We start from the raw sequence: 17,099 nt of genomic DNA, 5'->3' as shown, positions 1-17,099 counted from the left end.
CATCCGGACCCCATCGTCCGGGAACATGATGGATCAAACCGCTCCGCGAATTGCAGCGGTGAAATACCGCGCTATCCGCGAGCCCCGGGCGAACCGCGAGCTCCTGTTCCGGGGACACGCCATGATATGGCGGCCCAGCCAAAGGGGGTTTGAGCGCGGGGTCGTTGCCGAACATGTCCTGGCAATACCCCGTCCCTGCCCGCAATGTAGTAGCTCGCTCAGCGGATTCCAAGGGAAATCATGTTTCGGGCACGACAATCACGCAACGGTCGCGGCCGGCGAGGTCCCGCTTGATGGTCGTCCGGAAATAGCGCTCGCGAAACAGGGCCGAGACCGCAGCGGCCTGCGATGAACCGATCTCGAAGCATGCGATCCCGTCAGGCGGCAGGCGAAGCAAGGATGCCAGGGTCCGGTAATCGTCGAGTCCATCCTTGCCTGCGAACAAGGCCGAGGCGGGCTCGAACCGCACGACATCGATCGGCAGCGGCTCGTCTTCGCCGATATAGGGCGGATTGCACAGGACGAGATCGAACCTTCCGACCGAGGCTTCCTTCCATCCCCCCTGCCGGATCTCGGCGCGGCCGGACATGCCGAGCCGATCGGCATTGGCGCGTGCGACCGCCACCGCGGCTGCGCTGGCATCGATCCCCACCCCCGTCGCATTCGGCCATTCGTCCAGCGCGGCGAGCAGCAGAGCGCCCGATCCGGTGCCGAGATCGAGCACGGCGCGCGGCCCCTTGTTGCCGAAATGGCGGACTGCAGCCTCGATCAAGGTTTCGCTATCGGGGCGCGGGATGAGGACATCAGGGCCGACCGCCAGTTCGATCGTCCAGAAATCGCGATGCCCGACGATATAAGCCACCGGCTCGTGGGTGAGGCGCCGGGCGACCAGTGATTCGAATTCGGCCGGGACGGTCTGATCGCGGAGCCGCAGCAGGAGCGTCTCGCGGCTGATGCCGATCGCATGCGCGAGCAAGAGTTCGGCATCGAGCCGCGGGCTATCGCTGACCGATGCCAGGCGCCGCGTGGCCTCGGCAAGGACCATGGCCGCACTCACCGGGGCGGAAAGAAATCGTCGGAGTCGCGCTTCTGCTTCTGCTCGGTGCTCCACGCCTTGAGCTCGATCTTCGAGCAACCGGTCGAGCCGACCGCGCCGACCTTCGAGCAGGCGCCGATCCCCGTGCCGCCGAGATCCGCACCGGCGATCGCGGCCGGCAATTCGCCCCGCCCGCTCGGGCGCAAATTCTTGGCGAAGCGCTTGTCCATCTTGGGAATGCGATAGCCCTCGGCGATGCCACGATCGGGCGCGCAGACCACGATCTCGCCCGCGGTCGGCTTGGTGCAGTTACGGATCGCATCGACCACGATCTGGCGCAGCTGCTCTACCGGCGCCGGAGGTGGAGGCGGCGGCGGGTCCTCGGTCGCCGCCTGGATCAGGAGGAGAAAAGAAAGCACCTTCTAAATCCGCCCCGGCACGGGGAAGATGTCTGGAGCGTCCATCATTCGCTCAATTGGGCGAGCCGCTCAGCTTCATCCTCGGAAATCAGCGCCGAGAGAAGCTCGTCGAGCCCGCCGCCTTCCAAAATTTCGGGCAGGCGGTGCAGCGTCAGGTTGATGCGGTGGTCGGTCACACGGCCCTGCGGGAAATTGTAGGTGCGGATACGCTCGCTCCGATCGCCTGAACCGACCATGGACTTGCGCGTGCCGGCGCGTTCGGACGCCAGCCGCTCCCGCTCCAGTTCATAAAGGCGCGAGCGCAGCACCTTCATCGCTTTCTCTTTATTCTTGTGCTGCGATTTCTCGTCCTGCTGGATCACCACCAGCCCGCTCGGCAAGTGGGTGATGCGCACCGCCGAATTGGTGGTGTTGACCGATTGGCCGCCGGGGCCCGACGACCGGTAGACATCGATCCGCAGATCCTTGTCGGCGATCTGGACATCCACCTCCTCCGCCTCGGGCAGCACCGCGACGGTGGCGGCCGACGTGTGGATACGCCCCCCGCTCTCGGTGACCGGCACGCGCTGGACGCGGTGGACTCCGCTTTCGAACTTGAGCCGTGCGAACACGCCGGGCCCCGTGATGGAGGCGACGACTTCCTTATAGCCGCCCATCTCGGCTGGGGAGGCCGACATCAATTCGACGCGCCAGCCGCGCGTGTCGGCATAACGCTGATACATCCGGAACAGATCGCCGGCGAACAGAGCCGCCTCGTCGCCGCCGGTCCCGGCCCGGATTTCGAGGATGGCCGAGCGTTCGTCGGCGGCGTCCTTGGGCAGCAAGGCGATGGCGAGCCGGCGATCGGCCCCTTCGAGCCGCTCCTTGAGTTCGGTGAACTCATCCTGCGCCATCGTCTTGAGCTCGGGATCGGCATCCTCCTCCGCAAGCATGAAGGAGAGCGCGTCGATCTCCTGCCGCAGCCGCCGCACCTCGCCCGCCGCCTCGGCGACGGGCTCGAGTTCGGCATAATCCTTCGACAATTTGACGAACTGATCGGCCGGCAGATCGCCGCGCGACATCTGCGCCTGCAATTCGTCACGGCGGGCTTCGATCTGGCGGATGCGGTCGAGAGGAATGGTCGTCATTCTGGCTGCGTCGCAATCCCGTCCGCACCTTGGGTCAGCGCGACCAAAGTGTAGGTGCGACCACCGCGTGGTCCCCACAGCACATCGGCAACCTTGCGCCGCATCTGCTCGCCCGTGGTCAGGCTGCGCACGATGATCTCGCCTTGGGCGATCTCGTCATCACCGACGATGATCGCGTAGCTTGCTCCGGCGGCATCGGCACGTTGCATACGTTTCTTGAGATTGCCCCGATATCCCATGTCACAATATATATGGCGCTGCCGCAATTTCGCGATGAGCCCGGTGCAGAAAGTTTCGGCAGCGGGCCCCATCGGGATCACCACGAACTCGGGCTTCTCCGGCGAGGGAGCGTCGATGAGCATCGCCAGCCGCTCGATGCCCGCTGCCCAACCGACCGCCGGCGTGTGCGACCCGCCGAGCGTTTCGATCAGCCCGTCATAGCGCCCGCCGCCGAGGACGGTGCCCTGTGCACCCAGCCGATCGGTCACGAACTCGAAGGCGGTGTGGCGATAATAATCGAGGCCTCGCACGAGCCGCGCATTGCGGGTCCACTTCACGCCCGACGCATCCAATCCCTTGGTCACCGCTTCGAAGAAAGCGCCAGCCTCGGCCGACATATGCGCGTCGATCTCGGGCGCGGCGTCGGCGATCGGACGATCGCGCGGATCCTTGCTGTCGAGGATTCGCAGCGGATTCTTGTCGAGCCGCGCGACGCTCTCTTCTGATAGAGCGTCGCGCGCACCCTCGAAGTGCGCGACAAGCGCTTGGCGCCATGCATCACGGGTCGCGCTGTCGCCGAGCGTGTTGAGCTGGAGCGTCACACCATCGGCGACGCCCAGTTCGTGTAGCAGCTGGTCGGCGAAGGTCAGCAATTCTACGTCCGCCGCCGGCTCGGCCGCGCCGATCACCTCGGCATCGAGCTGGTGAAACTGACGGAAGCGACCCTTTTGCGGGCGCTCGTAGCGGAACAATGGCCCGTGGGTAGCGACCTTGAGCGGCGCGTATTGCTGCCAGCCCTCGCTTAGATAGGCGCGCGCAATGCCTGCGGTGAATTCGGGGCGCAGCGTGAGCGAATCACCGCCGCGATCCTCGAACGTGTACATTTCCTTCGAGACCACATCGGTGGTCTCGCCGAGCGAGCGCGAGAAGACCGCGGTTGCCTCGAACACCGGCATTTCGATACGGCTGAAGCCATATTGTCTGCGTACATTGTCGAACTTGCCGACGACATGCGCGAAGCGCTGCGCCTCTTCGCCCAGCATGCTCTGGGTGCCGCGAATGGGTTTGGGTGTTTCGATTTTGGCCATGGAACGGGTGGCTCTAGTCGATCCCCGCCGCGCAGGCGAGAGTCCGGCGCGATTGCGCCGTGCCTCTGCCATTTCAGGGGGATATTGGAATACTGGTCGGGGCGACAGGATTCGAACCTGCGACCCTTAGACCCCCAGTCTAATGCGCTACCAGGCTGCGCCACGCCCCGACCAAGGCCCGGCCCACTAGAGGCGCCGGCGCCGCTTGGCAAGCGCGGCATTGCTCCCCTCGATCCGCCGTGATAGGCGCGCCACCTTCCCGATGCGGCCCCATTCGCTTGCGCGGCCGCTCACTTTTTATTCCGGACAAAGACGCCCATGTTCGCCTCCCCCGCTTTCGCTCAGGCCGCAGGCGCCGCACCATCCGCAATGGGCGGTGGATCGCTTCTTTCGCTCGCCATTCCGTGGGTGCTGATCATCGGCATCTTCTACCTGCTGATCTGGCGTCCGCAGCAGCGCGCGCAGAAGGCGCAGCGCGCGCGGATCGAAGCGGCCAAGAAGGGCGACACGGTCGTCACCGGCGGCGGGCTGATCGGCAAGGTCAGCAAGGTGGACGGCGACGAAATCGAGATCGAGCTTGGGCCCAACATCAAGGTACGCGCGCTCAAGAGCACGCTGTCCGAAGTGCGCGGCCTCGGCGGCGCGCCCGCAAACGACTGATATCGTCCGGCATATGCTCGATTTTCGCCCCTGGAAGGTTTTCGCGATCTGGCTGGTCCTGCTGGCCGGCGTGGCGATGTCCATCCCCAGCCTGATGCCCGAATCGACGGCCAAGAGCCTCGGCCTCGGCAGCTTCCCGCGCATCAATCTCGGCCTCGATTTGTCGGGCGGCAGCCATCTGTTGCTCGAGGCCGATACCGCCGATCTCGCCAAGCAGAACATCGCGAAGATGGAGGACACGATCCTCACCGAGATGCGGCGCGCGGCGCCCGCGATCGACATCGGCGATATCTCGACCGCGAACGGCCAGCTTTCCTTCCTCGTGCGCAACATCGCCCAGCTCGACGCGGCGGTCGAGAAGGCGCGCGCGCAGACCCAGGCGGTCGGCGTGACCGGCCAGCGCGACTGGGACGTGCGCGTGGTCGATTCGACCCGTATCGTCATGACGCCGACCACCGCCGGCCTGAAGGATTCGGTCGACAAGGCGATGCAGACCGCGACAGAGGTTGTGCGCAAGCGCATCGACGCGCTCGGCACCAGGGAGCCGACGATCGTGCGCGAGGGCAGCGATCGCATCCTGGTGCAGGTGCCCGGTCTGCAGGACCCGACAGGGCTCAAGGCCCTGATCGGCAAGACCGCCAAGCTCGAATTCAAGATGGTCGACATGGCCGCCGACCCTGCCCTGGTGGCGCAGGGCCGCGCCCCCGCCGGCGATCAGCTTGTCCCCAATCCGCCGGGCAGCCCGGACGGGCCGATGCTCGCGGTGCAGCGCCGCGTCATCATCTCGGGCGACGATCTGATCGACGCGCAGCTGGGCCACGATCAGGATCAGCGGCCCAACGTCATCATCAAGTTCAACGGCCAGGGCGGCAAGAAATTCGCCCGGGTGACGCAGGAGAATGTGAACAAAAGGTTCGCGATGATCCTCGACGGCACTGTGCTGTCGGCGCCGAACATCAACGAGCCGATCCTGGGCGGCAACGCATCGATCAGCGGCAGCTTCACCACCGAGAGCGCCACCCAGCTCGCCATCGCCTTGCGATCCGGCAAATTGCCGGTCGCGCTCAAGGTGATCGAGGAGCGCACCGTCGGGCCGCAGCTCGGCGCCGATTCGATCCATGCCGGCGTGATCGCGTCGATCATCGCCAGCGTCGCGGTGATCGTGTTCATGCTCGTCACCTATGGCCGCTTCGGCGTCTATGCGAACCTGGCGGTGGTGTTGAACATCTTCGTCATCCTGGCGGTGATGGCGATCCTCAATGCGACCCTCACCCTGCCCGGCATCGCCGGCTTCGTGCTGACGATCGGCACCGCGGTCGACGCCAACGTGCTGATCAACGAGCGCATCCGCGAGGAACGCCGCCGTGGCCGCAAGATCATCGAATCGATCGAGCTCGGCTACAAGGAAGCCAGCCGCACGATCTTCGAGGCGAACACCGTCCACGCCATTTCGGGCCTCATCATGCTGGTGCTCGGCTCGGGCCCGATTAGGGGCTTTGCGGTGGTGCTGCTGATCGGCATCTGCTCGTCGGTGTTCACCGCCGTGACTTTCACCCGCATGCTCACCGCCGGCTGGATCCGCCGCAAGCGGCCGACCGAGCTGCATATCTGACGCGCCCAGGGAAACATCATGCGCCTCCTCAAGCTCGTTCCGGATAACACCAATATCGGTTTCGTACGCCTGCGTTACTGGGCGTTCGGGCTGACTGCCCTGCTGACGATCGCGGCCGCCCTGCTGGTCGGCGTGCGTGGGCTCAACCTTGGCGTCGACTTCGTCGGCGGCGTGATGATCGAGGCGCGTTTCCAGACCGCGCCCAGTCTCGACGCCGTCCGCTCGGATGTCGACCATCTCGGCGTCGGTGATGCCGCGCTGCAGACGTTCGGCGCTCCGAATGTCGTCTCGATCCGCCTGCCGCTTCCCGCGGCAACCGACGAGGGCGCCACCAACCGGCTGGTCAACAAGGTCCAGGCGTCGCTCGTGGCCAAATATCCGGGCACGGTGTTCAACCGCGCCGAGACGGTTTCGGGCAAGGTTTCCGGCGAGTTGATCCGCAACGGCTTGCTCGCCGTGCTGCTCGCGGTGGTCGGCATCGCCGTATTCTCGTGGCTGCGTTACGAATGGCAGTTCGGGGTGTCGACCTTCGTCTCGGTGGCGCACGATCTGCTGATGACATTGGGCTTCTTCGCGCTGACGCGGATGGAGTTCGATCTCAATATCGTCGCCGCGGTGCTGACGGTGATCAGCTACTCGATCAACGACAAGATCGTGATCGACGATCGCATCCGCGAGAATATGCGCAAATATCGCAGCATGGACATGCGCGCTTTGATCGATCTTTCGGTCAACGAGACGCTGCCGCGCACGGTGATGACCTCGATCACGGTGCTGCTTGCACTCGGCGCGATGCTGGTCTTCGGCGGCCCGGTGCTCCGTGGATTCACCGCGGCGATGATGCTGGGCGTGGTCGTCGGGACATACAGCTCGATCTACGTATCGAGCTCGCTGCTGATCAGCCTCGGGCTCCAGCCGCAGCGCTTTGCCGACAAGCGGACCAAGAGCGGGCCGGCCAGCAGTGCGGAGCGAATCGGACGGTAAGGGCGCCATTCCCTTCCTCGGAACGGCCGAATCAGTCCGAAGGCGGCGCCAGCGAATAGGGCGTGTAGGTCGCCTGGAATTCAGGATGGTCCTCACACGCCGCGGCATGCAGGGCCAGCGCGGGATAAAGATCGAGCCCGAGATCGTAGGGCACCGCTTCGGTGAGGAAACGCACCATCGTGCCGAGGATGATATCGGCATGGCTCAGCGTCGCGCCGAACAGCCATGGCGTCGTGCGCGCCGCGCGTTCGGCCTCGATTTCGCCGAGCGCGCCGGCGATCTGGTTGCGGCAACGGGCGATCCACGGATCGAACTGCTCGGGGCGGAGATTGCCCTCATAGACCAGAGCTACCCCCTTGTCCGCCGCACCCGCCGCCAGCCCGCACAGGCGCAGCAGCATCCGTTTCTCCGCTCCCGCGCGCGCGAGGAACGCCTTGTCGTGCCCGACCATGCCGTCGAGCGTTTCCAGGATCGCGGCGCTGTCCATCAGCACGAAGCCATCGTCGAACACAAGCGTCGGTACCCGGATGAGCGGGTTATAAGCCGCGATCTTCTCCGCATCGCCGAAGGTCGACCAGGCGGCATGATCGTACGCAAGACCGTACAGCCGCAACGTGATCGCGACGCGACGCACAAAGGGTGAATCGCATTGGCCGATCAGCATCATGATGACGATCCCCCCGATAGGTTGGCTTGCAGCGCCGAAAGTAACGATCGGCTGACGCGCGGCAAGGCGCTACCCACATTCGGTCCAACGCTGCACCGCAGCATCAAAGGGAGATTGATGTGCCCCAACTGAGCGATCCCATCCGCGTAGGCGCGATCGAAGCGGCCAACCGAATCTTCATGGCGCCGCTGACGCGCGGCCGTGCCTCCAACCGCGCCGTCCCGACGCCGATCATGGTCGATTATTATCGCCAACGCGCTTCGGCCGGCCTGATCATCAGCGAGGCGACCGGCATCTCGCGCATCGGTCTCGGCTGGCCTTACGCACCGGGCCTGTGGACGACCGAGCAGGTCGAGGCCTGGAAGCCTGTGACCGAGGCAGTGCATGAAGCCGGCGGCAAGATCGTGGCGCAGCTCTGGCATATGGGCCGGCTGGGCCATGAGAGCGTGATGGAGGGGCAGCCCGTCTCCTCGTCCGCCACGACGGCACCGGCGCACGCGCACACTTATGACGGTAACAAGCCCTACAGCCCCGCGCGCGCGCTGACTCTCGAAGAAATTCCCACGTTGCTCGACGATTATGCGCGCGCGGCCGAGCATGCGCGGGCGGCCGGCTTCGACGGCGTCCAGCTCCATGCCGCCAATGGCTATCTGATCGACCAGTTCCTGCGCGACAATGCCAATTTCCGCACCGACCGCTATGGCGGCTCGATCGAGAACCGCATCCGGTTGCTCGGCGAAGTCACGACCCGGCTGGGCGAGGCGATCGGGCTCGATCGGGTCGGCGTGCGGCTTTCGCCCAACGGCGAAGTGCAGGGCGTGAACGACAGCGATCCGCACGCGCTGTTCGGCGCGGCGGCGAAATTGCTCGACGAGGTCGGGGTCGCCTGGCTCGAACTGCGCGAGCCGGGCCCCGACAGCCAGTTCGCCAAGCCTGATACGGCACCAGTCCATCCCGTCATCCGCAAGGCGTTTGGCGGCGTGCTGGTGCTGAACTCGGATTATGACGGCGCGACCGGGCAGGCCCGCCTGGACGCGGGCGAGGCGGATGCGATCGCTTACGGCCGCACCTTCATCGCCAATCCGGATCTTCCGCGCCGGCTGATCGAGGGCCTGCCGCTCAACGCGCCCGATTACCCGACCTTCTACACGCACGACGCCAAGGGGTATGTCGATTACCCCACCTGGGACGAGGCGCAGGTCGCGGCGTGACGGTTAGATCCTCCCCGCTTCGCGGGGAGGGGGACCATTTCGCAGAAATGGTGGAGGGGCCGCCGTCGCAGACGGCGGTCTGCGACCGCCGCCCCTCCACCACCAGCCTGCGGCTGGCGGTCCCCCTCCCCGACAAAGACGTCGGGGAGGATCTTATTGGCCAGGCGCCCAGCCGGGCTCGGCGAGGGTGAAGCCTTCGAAGCGGAAGCCCGGCACGACCACACATGACACCAAACCCCAGCCATGCGGGGCTTCGGTCGCCTGCCAGTGATGCGGAGGCACGACGCCCTGCGCCTGCTCGCCGGCGAGCACGTTCCCGCCCAGCGTGATCGCCGAAACCGGCCCGGCATCGCCGGGCGCGGTCGACAGGACCAAGGGCGCGCCGGCATGCCAGAACCAGATCTCCGCGCCGTCGACCCTGTGCCAATGCGATCGTTCGCCGGAATCGAGCAGGAACAGGATCGCCGTGCCGCCGGCACGCTCGCCATCGGCTGCATCGGCGCGCCACATCTCCCGATACCAGCCGCCTTCGGGGTGCGGGATCAGCCCGAGCCGATCGATGATCGCCCGCGCTTCCTCCATCGCCTCAGGCCGGGTGCTTTGCGCGCCACGCCTTCACGGCGTCCATCGTGCCGGTGACGTGCCCGGCCGGATCGAGCGCCGAATAGACGAAGATCACCTTGCCGTCGGGCGCGATCACGTACGAGGTGCGGTTCGAGATATCGGGCTTGACCGGCAGCACGACGTCATAGGCCTTGATCACATCGGCGCTGGCCGATCCGACCGCGAACTTGTTGCGGCATTCCTGCACCGAAAACTGGTTGAGCTTATCGATCGGATCGGCCGACATGCCGACCACCGTCGCACCCAGTTTGTGGAATGCATCGGTCGCCTCGGCGAAGTCATGCGCCTCGATCGTACACCCCTTGGTGAAGGCGGCCGGGTAGAAATACAGCACGACCGGTCCCTTCTTGAGCGCGGCCTTGAGCGAGAACGGCATCGGCTTGCCGGCGAGGCTCGCCTGCGTCTGGATCTCGGGGGCCGACGCACCGACCGGAAGAGCGGCGGACAAAGGCGCCGCGGCCAGCGCGAGCGCGGCGGCGGCAATCGAGGCGAGACGCGGCATCCTGAATATCCTTCTGCGACGTGAACCGGCCGAATGTAGCGCCTTTGCCGGCCGCCTCCAACAGACGTTGATCATGCGGGGTGGGACGCGATAGGGATCATGGCCGCTCGCGCAATGCGAAGCGGTTCTGCCCACTGGAGGGACATGACGGCAGCCGAAATCCTGCTGGAGCAGGTGCGCGATGCCTGCGCCAAACTCGGCGTGGCGCCCACCACCTTCGGGCGGCTCGCGGTCAATGACGGCAAGCTGGTCGGCCGGCTGGAGCAGGGTGGGCGCGTCACCCGCTCGACGATCGAGCGCGTCCACCGCTTCATCGAGGAGAAGGGCGCGGCGCCGGCGGGGTCCCTGCACGGCACCATCCCCGGGCTCGAGCCCAATACGCCGCCCGAACATGCCTTCCGGTTCTTCGACAATCGCCAGAAATATCAGATGTTCGTCGGCACCTCGTCCGAGAAGCAGGTGATCGCCGATCTCGCGCTGGACGAGCTGGAGCGTGCCCATCTCAAGCCGCCCGCGATCCGAATCTTCGACGGTGGTGCCGGCGACGGCACCGCGCTCGCCCGCATGCTGCGCGGTATCCACCGCCGCCATCCGTCCGCCCCGATCTATGCGGTCGCGCAGGAGGTGAGCATGGAGAATGTCCGCCTCACGCTCGACAAGATGCACGACCGCTTCCAGGAGCACCCCGCAACCCTGCTGGCGGTGACCAATTTGCGCTATCGCGAGGCGCCCTGGCTGAAGCCCGAACGGTCCGATGTGCCGCTGGTGTGGCATGAAGTGGCGCTGACCGGCGAGTCGGCGGGCGAATTCGAGGCGCAGATCGAAGCGCTCACGCCGTTCCTGGCGCAGAATTGGCAGGCGCGGATCAGCGAGCGGAGCGGCAATCCGATCTACCTCCAACCGACCGCCTTGCTGATCTATCGTGCCGACCAGCGCTTCCTGATCGAGCCATTGCTGCCAAAGGCCGGTATGGCGCGCGCCGATTTCGACCTGATCCTCGTCAGCCATGCGTGGAGCGCGCAAGCGTCGCTGGCCTTCAAGGCCGGCCGCATCATCGCGCCGCTGACCCGCGCGCTGGGGCCCGGCGGGCGGCTGCTCGGCGTGCAGGGCTATGGCCATGATCCTGGCATGGAGATCGTGCGCACGATATGGCCCGACGAGGACCCGTTCCAGCACGAGCGCCACCAGTTGCTGCGCGAGACGCGGCGCCAATTAGGAGCGGCGGCGGCCGATTATCGCTTCCATGCGCTGCCGCCGTCGCGCGCCATCTTCCGCTACGACATGCACGCGCTGCCGACCGAGACCGATCCGGGCGATGCGAAAATCCCCATCTCGACACTGTTCGCCGCGTGGAACGCGGCGACTTACGTTGCCCAGATCGAGGATCCGCGGCTGGCGGCGGCGATGCGCGAGGAGGCCTATCTCGACGCGACCCGCGCGGTGCTGCGCCGGCACCGCGGCCTGTGGTTCAATGACGAGATGTTCGTGATCTCGAAGCGGGAGGAATAACTCCATCCGTTTTCACGCCGCATCCAGCTCCGGATAATGGCGGAAAATGCCGTTGGAGAAGGCCTGCCGCCGATCGCTTGCCAGATAGGCCTTGATCCGGGGTATCTCCGCCACGGCATCGTGCAGCTTCACCAGCCGGCGGGTATCCTTCTCCAGCGTCTCCATCCGCTTGGGGAATGCGAAGCGCAGCCCTTCGATCAGATGGAACAGCGACAGATCGGCATAGCTCCAGGTGTCGCCCGCCAGCCAATCGCCCTGCTTCGCCAGCGCCTGTTCGAAATAGGTCAGGTATCTCGGCATGCGGGTTTCGCGGAAATCCGCCGAGCGCTTCTTCGCCTCGGGCTTCTGCTCCTCATAATAGGCGCCCGACGCGATCGGATGATGGGTGTCGTGCGCCTCCGTAACCATGTCGGCAATGGTAAGCTGGCATTGGTTGACCCAAAGCCGGCCGGCCACGTCCTGCGGCGCCAATCCATGCTTTTCGCCGAGATAGAGCAGGATGTTGGCGGTCTGGGCGATCGTCAATGTGCCGGCGACCAGATAGGGCGGCGCGAAGGGTGGGGTTTTGCGATCGCGATCGATATCGTCGCCGATCGCGCTCATGCCGTCCTCGCCGGCCTCCATCGCACGATCGTGATAGGGGATGCCGCCCGCCTCGAGCGCGAGCCGCACGAACTCGCCGCGCCCCGGAATACCCGGCCAATACCAGAGATCATAACTCATAAGGCACCTCGTCGACCGGAGGCGACGCGTTCGACCAGCGCGACGATATCCTCGGGATAGATGATCTCGGAAGACGCGATCAGATCGCTCCGGTTCCACCAGCGATGCTCGGTCATCATGCGCCGCTCGAGATCGGTATAGCCGTCGCTGGAAATCTTGCAGTCGTCGACGCGGATCAGGAAATAGCGTTCGTCGGCGGTGACGGGATCGCCTTCCAGCGTCACGAATTCGACCCGCCGTCGTGCGACCTCGTCGCCCACAGCGGCGACGATGCCGGTCTCTTCGCGCAGTTCGCGCATGCCGGCCTCGACGTAGCTCTCGCCGGGATCGACCGCGCCGCCCGGCGTCGCCCAGAAGGCCGGCCCGTTCGGCGGGGTGAATCGAAACAACAGGATCCGGTCTTCGGGATCGAGCACCAGCAGCCGCGCTGCCGGCCGTTCGCGCCGGATCATGCCTCGCCGGGCGCGCGCGCCTTGATCGCGAGCGCGTGGACGCGATCGCGCAGCAGATCGGCCAGCGCGCTATTGACCATGCGCTGGCGGGCGACCCGCGACTGGCCGGCGAAGGCAGCGGCGCTGATCTCGACGGTGAAATGGCTCTCGCCACGCGCATCATGACCGGCATGGCCGGCATGCTTGGCGCTGTCGTCGATCACGGCGAGCCGTTCGGGGGACAAGGCGGCGCGCAGCCGATTTTCGATTTCGACCGCGACCGGCCCGGTGGGAGTTTGCGTCATGCGGCTTATATAGAATGGTTTGAGGGAGACGCGACAGAGTGGCTGACGACGCCAAGCCGAGACAGACGAAATTCCACGGTCGCGTGCCGGGCGAGCGCCCGTGCAGTGAGCCGGGATGCGACGCGCATGGCGAATTCCGCGCGCCGCCCGAGGACGGTGCCCGATCGAATTTCAACGGCCCGGGCGACTGGCGCTGGCTGTGCCTCGACCATGTCCGCGAATTCAACAGCCGCTACAATTTCTTCAACGGCATGAGCGCCGAGGAAATCCAGGCGCAGCAGCGGCCTTATGCCGGCTGGGAACGCGAGACCCGCGCCTTCACCGGCAGCGCGGATCGCCCGCCGCGCTGGGCCGACTTCATCGATCCGCTCGACGCGATCCAGGCGCGCTTCCAGCGTTTGCACCAGGAAGACCGCAAGGACGGCAGGCCGCTGTCAGGCGAGAACCGGAAAGATCTGAAACTGCTCGGGCTGGAGATCGACGTCGATCGGCGCGCGCTGCGCCAGCGTTATTCGGAACTGGTCCGCCAATATCACCCCGATCGCAACGGCGGCGACCGCAGCTTCGAGAAGAGGCTGAGCGACGTGATCGGCGCCTATCAGCGACTGAAGGGCGCGCCGGCCTTCGCATGAGGACACTGCAGGGCTAGAGGTCCCCGTTCGTGTCGAGCGAAGTCGAGACACGCTGGCGCGGAACGTCCCTCGACTTCGCTCGGGACGAACGGAAATGGAAGTGCATGTCTCGCGAAGGCGACTTCATTGCCCGGCTCGCAGCCTTCGCGACACATCCCGCTGCGCGCGGGCTGAAGGACGATGCCGCCGTCCTCTCGCTCGGCGATCGCGATATCGTGCTGACGCACGACATGATCGTCGAGGGCATCCACTATCTGCCCGGCGATCCGCCGCAGGATGTGGCGTGGAAGCTGGTGGCCGTAAACCTCTCCGATCTGGCCGCCAAAGGCGCCAAGCCGCTCGGAGTCCTGCTCGGCTTCCCGCTGGGCGATGCCGTATGGGATGCCGCCTTTGCCGAGGGGCTGAAGGCGGTCCTTATGGCATTCGAGGTGCCGTTACTCGGCGGGGACACCGTATCGGGCGCCGGCCCGCGCCATCTGGGGCTGACCGCGATCGGCGAAACCAAACCGGGGCAAGCGCCCGCCCGCTGCGGGGCGAAAGCGGGCGACACGCTCTACGTCACCGGCAGAATAGGTGCGGCCGGGCTCGGCCTCGCCGTGGCCAGGGGCGAGCGTCCGGATGCGGAGGGCTGGCTCGCGGCCTATCGACGGCCGACGCCGCGCCTGGCCGAGGGACAGGCGCTTGCGCCGTCGGTCCATGCGATGGCCGACATTTCCGACGGGCTGCTGATCGATGCCCAGCGCATGGCGCAGGCGAGCGGGATCGGCATCGCGATCGATCTCGATACGGTGCCGGTCGTCGGTACGCCTATGGCAGCGGTGACCGCCGGGGATGATTACGAATTGCTGTTTGCGGGGCCGGCGGGCCTGACCCTCCCACCGGGCCTCGCCCCTGTAACGGCGATCGGGCGAGGCATCGTAGGAAGCGGTCTCACGCTGTTCGATCGCGGCATCCCGATCGGCCTGCCCTCTGCTCTGGGCTACGAACACAATAACGACTGAGCCGAAGACGAGCCGAAATCGCCTTTACTTGCCGTGCCCTTCGCGTCGCCCTAAGACTGACCCAAACAACGCCGTCCAACGAGGCGGTTGAATAGAGTGGGGAGTCTGGAAGACCATGTTGATCGTGGAACTATCCATTGCGTGCGGACTGTTAGCAGTCCTGTACGGTATCGTGACCGCCGCGCAGGTGCTCAAACAGCCCGCTGGCAACCAGCGTATGCAAGACATTGCCGCGGCGATCCAAGAAGGTGCCCGCGCCTATCTCAACCGCCAATACACCACGATCGGCATCGTCGGCCTGGTCGTCGTCGCGCTCGTCTTCTACTTCCTCGGCGCGATCTCCGCGGTCGGCTTCCTGATCGGCGCCATATTGTCGGGCGCGACCGGCTTTGTCGGCATGAATATTTCGGTCAAGGCGAACGTCCGCACCGCGGAAGCGGCGCGCCAGTCGCTCCAGGCTGGGCTCACCACCGCGTTCCGATCGGGCGCGATCACCGGCATGCTGGTGGCCGGCCTCGGTTTGCTCGCGATCTCGGTATTCTTCTATTATCTGGTCGGCATTGCCGGCCACGCCCCGGCCGATCGTCCGGTCATCAATGCATTGGTCGCATTGAGCTTCGGCGCCTCGCTCATCTCGATCTTCGCCCGTCTCGGCGGTGGCATCTTCACGAAAGCGGCCGACGTCGGTGCCGATCTGGTCGGCAAGGTCGAGGCCGGCATTCCGGAGGATGACCCACGCAACCCGGCCGTGATCGCGGACAATGTCGGCGACAATGTCGGCGATTGTGCCGGCATGGCGGCCGACCTGTTCGAAACCTATGTCGTGACGCTCGGCGTGACGATGGTGTCGATCGCCTTGTTCGTGAAATCGGCCGACGTGCTCGCGCTGATGAGCCTGCCCTTGTTGATGGGCGGCGTATGCATCATCACCTCGATCATCGGCACCTACATGGTGCGCCTCGGCGGCGGATCGATCATGGGCGCGCTGTACAAGGGCTTCCTGACCTCGGCGATCCTGGGCGTCCCGGCGATCTACTTCGCGATGCAATTCGCGCTGGGGGATCTCCACCGTGTCCTGTTTTCGATCGACCTGGTGGGGCGCGCGGCGCCGAAGGACATCGCCGGCATCGATCTTTTCTGGTGTTCGCTGATCGGCCTGGCGGTCACCGGCGCCTTGGTTTGGATCACCGAATATTATACCGGCACCAATTATCGCCCGGTCAAATCGATCGCACAGGCGAGCGTCACCGGCCACGGCACCAACGTGATTCAGGGCCTCGCGATCAGCCTCGAATCGACCGCCGCCCCGACGATCGTGATCGTGATCGCGGTGGTCGCAGCCTACCAGGTCGCCGGCGTGATCGGGCTCGCCTTCGGCGCGACCGCGATGCTGTCGCTTGCCGGCATGGTGGTGGCGCTCGACGCTTACGGCCCGGTGACCGACAATGCCGGCGGCATCGCCGAAATGGCGGGGCTCGAGCACGAGGTGCGCGTGAAGACCGATGCGCTCGACGCGGTCGGCAACACCACCAAGGCGGTGACCAAGGGCTATGCGATCGGATCGGCGGCGCTGGCCGCACTGGTTCTGTTCGGCGCTTATACGGCGGACCTCAAGGAGTTCTTCCCCTCGCTCAATGTCAATTTCTCGCTCGAAAACCCTTACGTCATCGTCGGGCTTCTGCTCGGTGCCTTGCTGCCCTTCACGTTCGGCGCGTTCGGCATGACCGCAGTCGGCCGCGCGGCGGGCGCCGTGGTGGTCGACGTGCGTGAGCAGTTCCGCTCGAACCCCGGCATCATGGAGGGCACCAGCCGCCCCAACTACGCCCGCACGGTCGATCTGGTCACCAAGGCGGCGATCAAGGAGATGATCATCCCGTCGCTGCTGCCGGTGCTCGCGCCGGTGGTCGTCTATTTCGTAGTGACGGCGGTCGCGGGCCAGCAGAACGGGTTCGCCAGCCTCGGCGCGCTCCTGCTGGGCGTGATCGTCTCGGGACTGTTCGTCGCCATCTCGATGACCTCGGGCGGCGGCGCGTGGGACAATGCCAAGAAATATATCGAGGACGGCAATCATGGCGGCAAAGGCAGCGATGCGCACAAGGCGGCGGTGACCGGCGACACGGTCGGCGATCCCTACAAGGATACGGCCGGCCCGGCGGTGAACCCGATGATCAAGATCACCAACATCGTGGCGTTGTTGCTGCTGGCCGCATTAGCGGCACACGTCGGCTAAGCGAGACGTCGGCCTGAAGAAGGGGGCGGTGGACCGCGGTCCACCGCCCCCTTTTTGATCTCCACAAAACCACGACTCGGTCTTGCCCGGCGCGGATGGTTCAAATGCGCGGCCGAAGC

The 17,099-nt window shown here is 65.6% G+C and carries 18 protein-coding genes and 1 tRNA gene; 8 read left to right on the top strand and 11 right to left on the bottom strand.

Annotated elements, in window-relative coordinates:
• Positions 1-238: 238 nt before the first annotated feature.
• The 5 genes from prmC to AB4Z44_RS18250 all read right to left on the bottom strand — a co-directional run bounded on the left by prmC (position 239) and on the right by AB4Z44_RS18250 (position 4,059).
• A complete protein-coding gene (gene prmC / locus AB4Z44_RS18270) occupies positions 239-1,045 on the bottom strand; it encodes a peptide chain release factor N(5)-glutamine methyltransferase (protein ID WP_404711102.1) in 807 nt (268 codons plus the stop codon).
• An 8-nt stretch (positions 1,046-1,053) separates the two neighbouring features.
• A complete protein-coding gene (locus tag AB4Z44_RS18265; RefSeq protein ID WP_404711101.1) occupies positions 1,054-1,455 on the bottom strand; it encodes a hypothetical protein in 402 nt (133 codons plus the stop codon).
• 44 nt (positions 1,456-1,499) lie between these two features.
• Positions 1,500-2,582 (bottom strand): peptide chain release factor 1, encoded by a 1,083-nt coding sequence (gene prfA, locus AB4Z44_RS18260; RefSeq protein ID WP_404711100.1) that lies wholly within the window; start codon positions 2,580-2,582, stop codon positions 1,500-1,502.
• The gene (gene hisS, locus AB4Z44_RS18255) at positions 2,579-3,889 is read right to left on the bottom strand and encodes a histidine--tRNA ligase (RefSeq protein WP_404711099.1); all 1,311 of its coding nucleotides are present in this window, start codon (positions 3,887-3,889) and stop codon (positions 2,579-2,581) included. Before hisS ends, prfA begins: the two co-directional genes overlap by 4 nt.
• A gap of 93 nt (positions 3,890-3,982) precedes the next feature.
• A tRNA-Pro gene (locus tag AB4Z44_RS18250) sits at positions 3,983-4,059 on the bottom strand.
• A gap of 148 nt (positions 4,060-4,207) precedes the next feature.
• On the opposite strand from AB4Z44_RS18250, the gene yajC reads away from it, so the two are divergent.
• The 3 genes from yajC to secF are packed head-to-tail and all read left to right on the top strand — an operon-like array spanning position 4,208 to position 7,145.
• On the top strand, positions 4,208-4,549 hold the full coding sequence (yajC, locus tag AB4Z44_RS18245) for a preprotein translocase subunit YajC (RefSeq protein ID WP_404711098.1): 342 nt from the start codon (positions 4,208-4,210) through the stop codon (positions 4,547-4,549).
• A 13-nt stretch (positions 4,550-4,562) separates the two neighbouring features.
• Positions 4,563-6,161, top strand: a complete 1,599-nt coding sequence (gene secD, locus AB4Z44_RS18240; protein ID WP_404711097.1) for a protein translocase subunit SecD — start codon at positions 4,563-4,565, stop codon at positions 6,159-6,161.
• A gap of 18 nt (positions 6,162-6,179) precedes the next feature.
• Entirely contained in the window at positions 6,180-7,145 is a 966-nt protein-coding gene (gene secF / locus AB4Z44_RS18235; protein ID WP_404711096.1) for a protein translocase subunit SecF, read from the top strand.
• Between the two features lie 31 nt (positions 7,146-7,176).
• On the opposite strand, the gene AB4Z44_RS18230 is transcribed toward secF, so the two are convergent.
• Positions 7,177-7,812 carry a glutathione S-transferase family protein gene (locus AB4Z44_RS18230; RefSeq protein ID WP_404711095.1) on the bottom strand — a complete coding sequence of 212 codons (636 nt, stop codon included), beginning with the start codon at positions 7,810-7,812 and terminating at the stop codon, positions 7,177-7,179.
• A 119-nt stretch (positions 7,813-7,931) separates the two neighbouring features.
• Here AB4Z44_RS18230 and AB4Z44_RS18225 point away from each other — a divergent pair, with 119 nt between their 5' ends.
• Complete coding sequence (locus AB4Z44_RS18225; protein ID WP_404711094.1) at positions 7,932-9,023, top strand: alkene reductase; 1,092 nt, start codon at positions 7,932-7,934, stop codon at positions 9,021-9,023.
• Positions 9,024-9,176: 153 nt separating this feature from the next.
• On the opposite strand, the gene AB4Z44_RS18220 is transcribed toward AB4Z44_RS18225, so the two are convergent.
• Entirely contained in the window at positions 9,177-9,605 is a 429-nt protein-coding gene (locus tag AB4Z44_RS18220) for a cupin domain-containing protein (RefSeq protein ID WP_404711093.1), read from the bottom strand.
• A 4-nt stretch (positions 9,606-9,609) separates the two neighbouring features.
• Positions 9,610-10,149, bottom strand: coding sequence for a peroxiredoxin (locus AB4Z44_RS18215; protein ID WP_404711092.1), 540 nt, complete (start codon positions 10,147-10,149; stop codon positions 9,610-9,612).
• Positions 10,150-10,293: 144 nt separating this feature from the next.
• Between AB4Z44_RS18215 and AB4Z44_RS18210 the strand changes: the two genes are divergently transcribed.
• The gene (locus AB4Z44_RS18210; protein ID WP_404711091.1) at positions 10,294-11,658 is read left to right on the top strand and encodes a hypothetical protein; all 1,365 of its coding nucleotides are present in this window, start codon (positions 10,294-10,296) and stop codon (positions 11,656-11,658) included.
• A 12-nt stretch (positions 11,659-11,670) separates the two neighbouring features.
• On the opposite strand, the gene AB4Z44_RS18205 is transcribed toward AB4Z44_RS18210, so the two are convergent.
• From AB4Z44_RS18205 to AB4Z44_RS18195, 3 genes are read right to left on the bottom strand one after another with little or no spacing between them, the layout of a single operon-like run.
• The gene (locus AB4Z44_RS18205) at positions 11,671-12,381 is read right to left on the bottom strand and encodes a glutathione S-transferase (RefSeq protein WP_404711090.1); all 711 of its coding nucleotides are present in this window, start codon (positions 12,379-12,381) and stop codon (positions 11,671-11,673) included.
• Positions 12,378-12,833, bottom strand: a complete 456-nt coding sequence (locus AB4Z44_RS18200; protein ID WP_404711089.1) for an NUDIX hydrolase — start codon at positions 12,831-12,833, stop codon at positions 12,378-12,380. Before AB4Z44_RS18200 ends, AB4Z44_RS18205 begins: the two co-directional genes overlap by 4 nt.
• The gene (locus tag AB4Z44_RS18195) at positions 12,830-13,117 is read right to left on the bottom strand and encodes a BolA family protein (protein ID WP_404711088.1); all 288 of its coding nucleotides are present in this window, start codon (positions 13,115-13,117) and stop codon (positions 12,830-12,832) included. The genes AB4Z44_RS18200 and AB4Z44_RS18195 overlap by 4 nt, the downstream gene beginning before the upstream one ends.
• A 38-nt stretch (positions 13,118-13,155) precedes the next feature.
• On the opposite strand from AB4Z44_RS18195, the gene AB4Z44_RS18190 reads away from it, so the two are divergent.
• The 3 genes from AB4Z44_RS18190 (at position 13,156) to AB4Z44_RS18180 (ending at position 16,980) form a co-directional block, all read left to right on the top strand.
• Positions 13,156-13,749 carry a J domain-containing protein gene (locus tag AB4Z44_RS18190; RefSeq protein ID WP_404711087.1) on the top strand — a complete coding sequence of 198 codons (594 nt, stop codon included), beginning with the start codon at positions 13,156-13,158 and terminating at the stop codon, positions 13,747-13,749.
• 104 nt (positions 13,750-13,853) lie between these two features.
• A complete protein-coding gene (gene thiL / locus AB4Z44_RS18185; protein WP_404711086.1) occupies positions 13,854-14,750 on the top strand; it encodes a thiamine-phosphate kinase in 897 nt (298 codons plus the stop codon).
• Positions 14,751-14,865: 115 nt separating this feature from the next.
• Positions 14,866-16,980, top strand: coding sequence for a sodium-translocating pyrophosphatase (locus AB4Z44_RS18180; protein ID WP_404711085.1), 2,115 nt, complete (start codon positions 14,866-14,868; stop codon positions 16,978-16,980).
• Positions 16,981-17,099 lie beyond the last annotated feature (119 nt).

It is taken from the genome of Sphingomonas sp. MMS24-J13, assembly GCF_044905095.1.
Taxonomy (GTDB): Bacteria; Pseudomonadota; Alphaproteobacteria; order Sphingomonadales; family Sphingomonadaceae; genus Sphingomonas_I.
The sequence above is the reverse complement of the archived record's forward strand: the minus strand, read 5'-3'. Positions and strand labels throughout refer to the sequence as shown.

Excerpts from the sequence above, each read along its gene's own strand:
- prmC (WP_404711102.1), bottom strand. The coding sequence starts at position 1,045 with ATGGTCCTTGCCGAGGCCACGCGGCGCCTGGCATCGGTCAGCGATAGC.
- prfA (WP_404711100.1), bottom strand. The coding sequence starts at position 2,582 with ATGACGACCATTCCTCTCGACCGCATCCGCCAGATCGAAGCCCGCCGT.
- hisS (WP_404711099.1), bottom strand. The coding sequence starts at position 3,889 with ATGGCCAAAATCGAAACACCCAAACCCATTCGCGGCACCCAGAGCATG.
- yajC (WP_404711098.1), top strand. The coding sequence starts at position 4,208 with ATGTTCGCCTCCCCCGCTTTCGCTCAGGCCGCAGGCGCCGCACCATCC.
- secD (WP_404711097.1), top strand. The coding sequence starts at position 4,563 with ATGCTCGATTTTCGCCCCTGGAAGGTTTTCGCGATCTGGCTGGTCCTG.
- secF (WP_404711096.1), top strand. The coding sequence starts at position 6,180 with ATGCGCCTCCTCAAGCTCGTTCCGGATAACACCAATATCGGTTTCGTA.
- AB4Z44_RS18230 (WP_404711095.1), bottom strand. The coding sequence starts at position 7,812 with ATGATGCTGATCGGCCAATGCGATTCACCCTTTGTGCGTCGCGTCGCG.
- AB4Z44_RS18220 (WP_404711093.1), bottom strand. The coding sequence starts at position 9,605 with ATGGAGGAAGCGCGGGCGATCATCGATCGGCTCGGGCTGATCCCGCAC.
- AB4Z44_RS18215 (WP_404711092.1), bottom strand. The coding sequence starts at position 10,149 with ATGCCGCGTCTCGCCTCGATTGCCGCCGCCGCGCTCGCGCTGGCCGCG.
- AB4Z44_RS18210 (WP_404711091.1), top strand. The coding sequence starts at position 10,294 with ATGACGGCAGCCGAAATCCTGCTGGAGCAGGTGCGCGATGCCTGCGCC.
- AB4Z44_RS18205 (WP_404711090.1), bottom strand. The coding sequence starts at position 12,381 with ATGAGTTATGATCTCTGGTATTGGCCGGGTATTCCGGGGCGCGGCGAG.
- AB4Z44_RS18200 (WP_404711089.1), bottom strand. The coding sequence starts at position 12,833 with ATGATCCGGCGCGAACGGCCGGCAGCGCGGCTGCTGGTGCTCGATCCC.
- AB4Z44_RS18195 (WP_404711088.1), bottom strand. The coding sequence starts at position 13,117 with ATGACGCAAACTCCCACCGGGCCGGTCGCGGTCGAAATCGAAAATCGG.
- thiL (WP_404711086.1), top strand. The coding sequence starts at position 13,854 with ATGTCTCGCGAAGGCGACTTCATTGCCCGGCTCGCAGCCTTCGCGACA.
- AB4Z44_RS18180 (WP_404711085.1), top strand. The coding sequence starts at position 14,866 with ATGTTGATCGTGGAACTATCCATTGCGTGCGGACTGTTAGCAGTCCTG.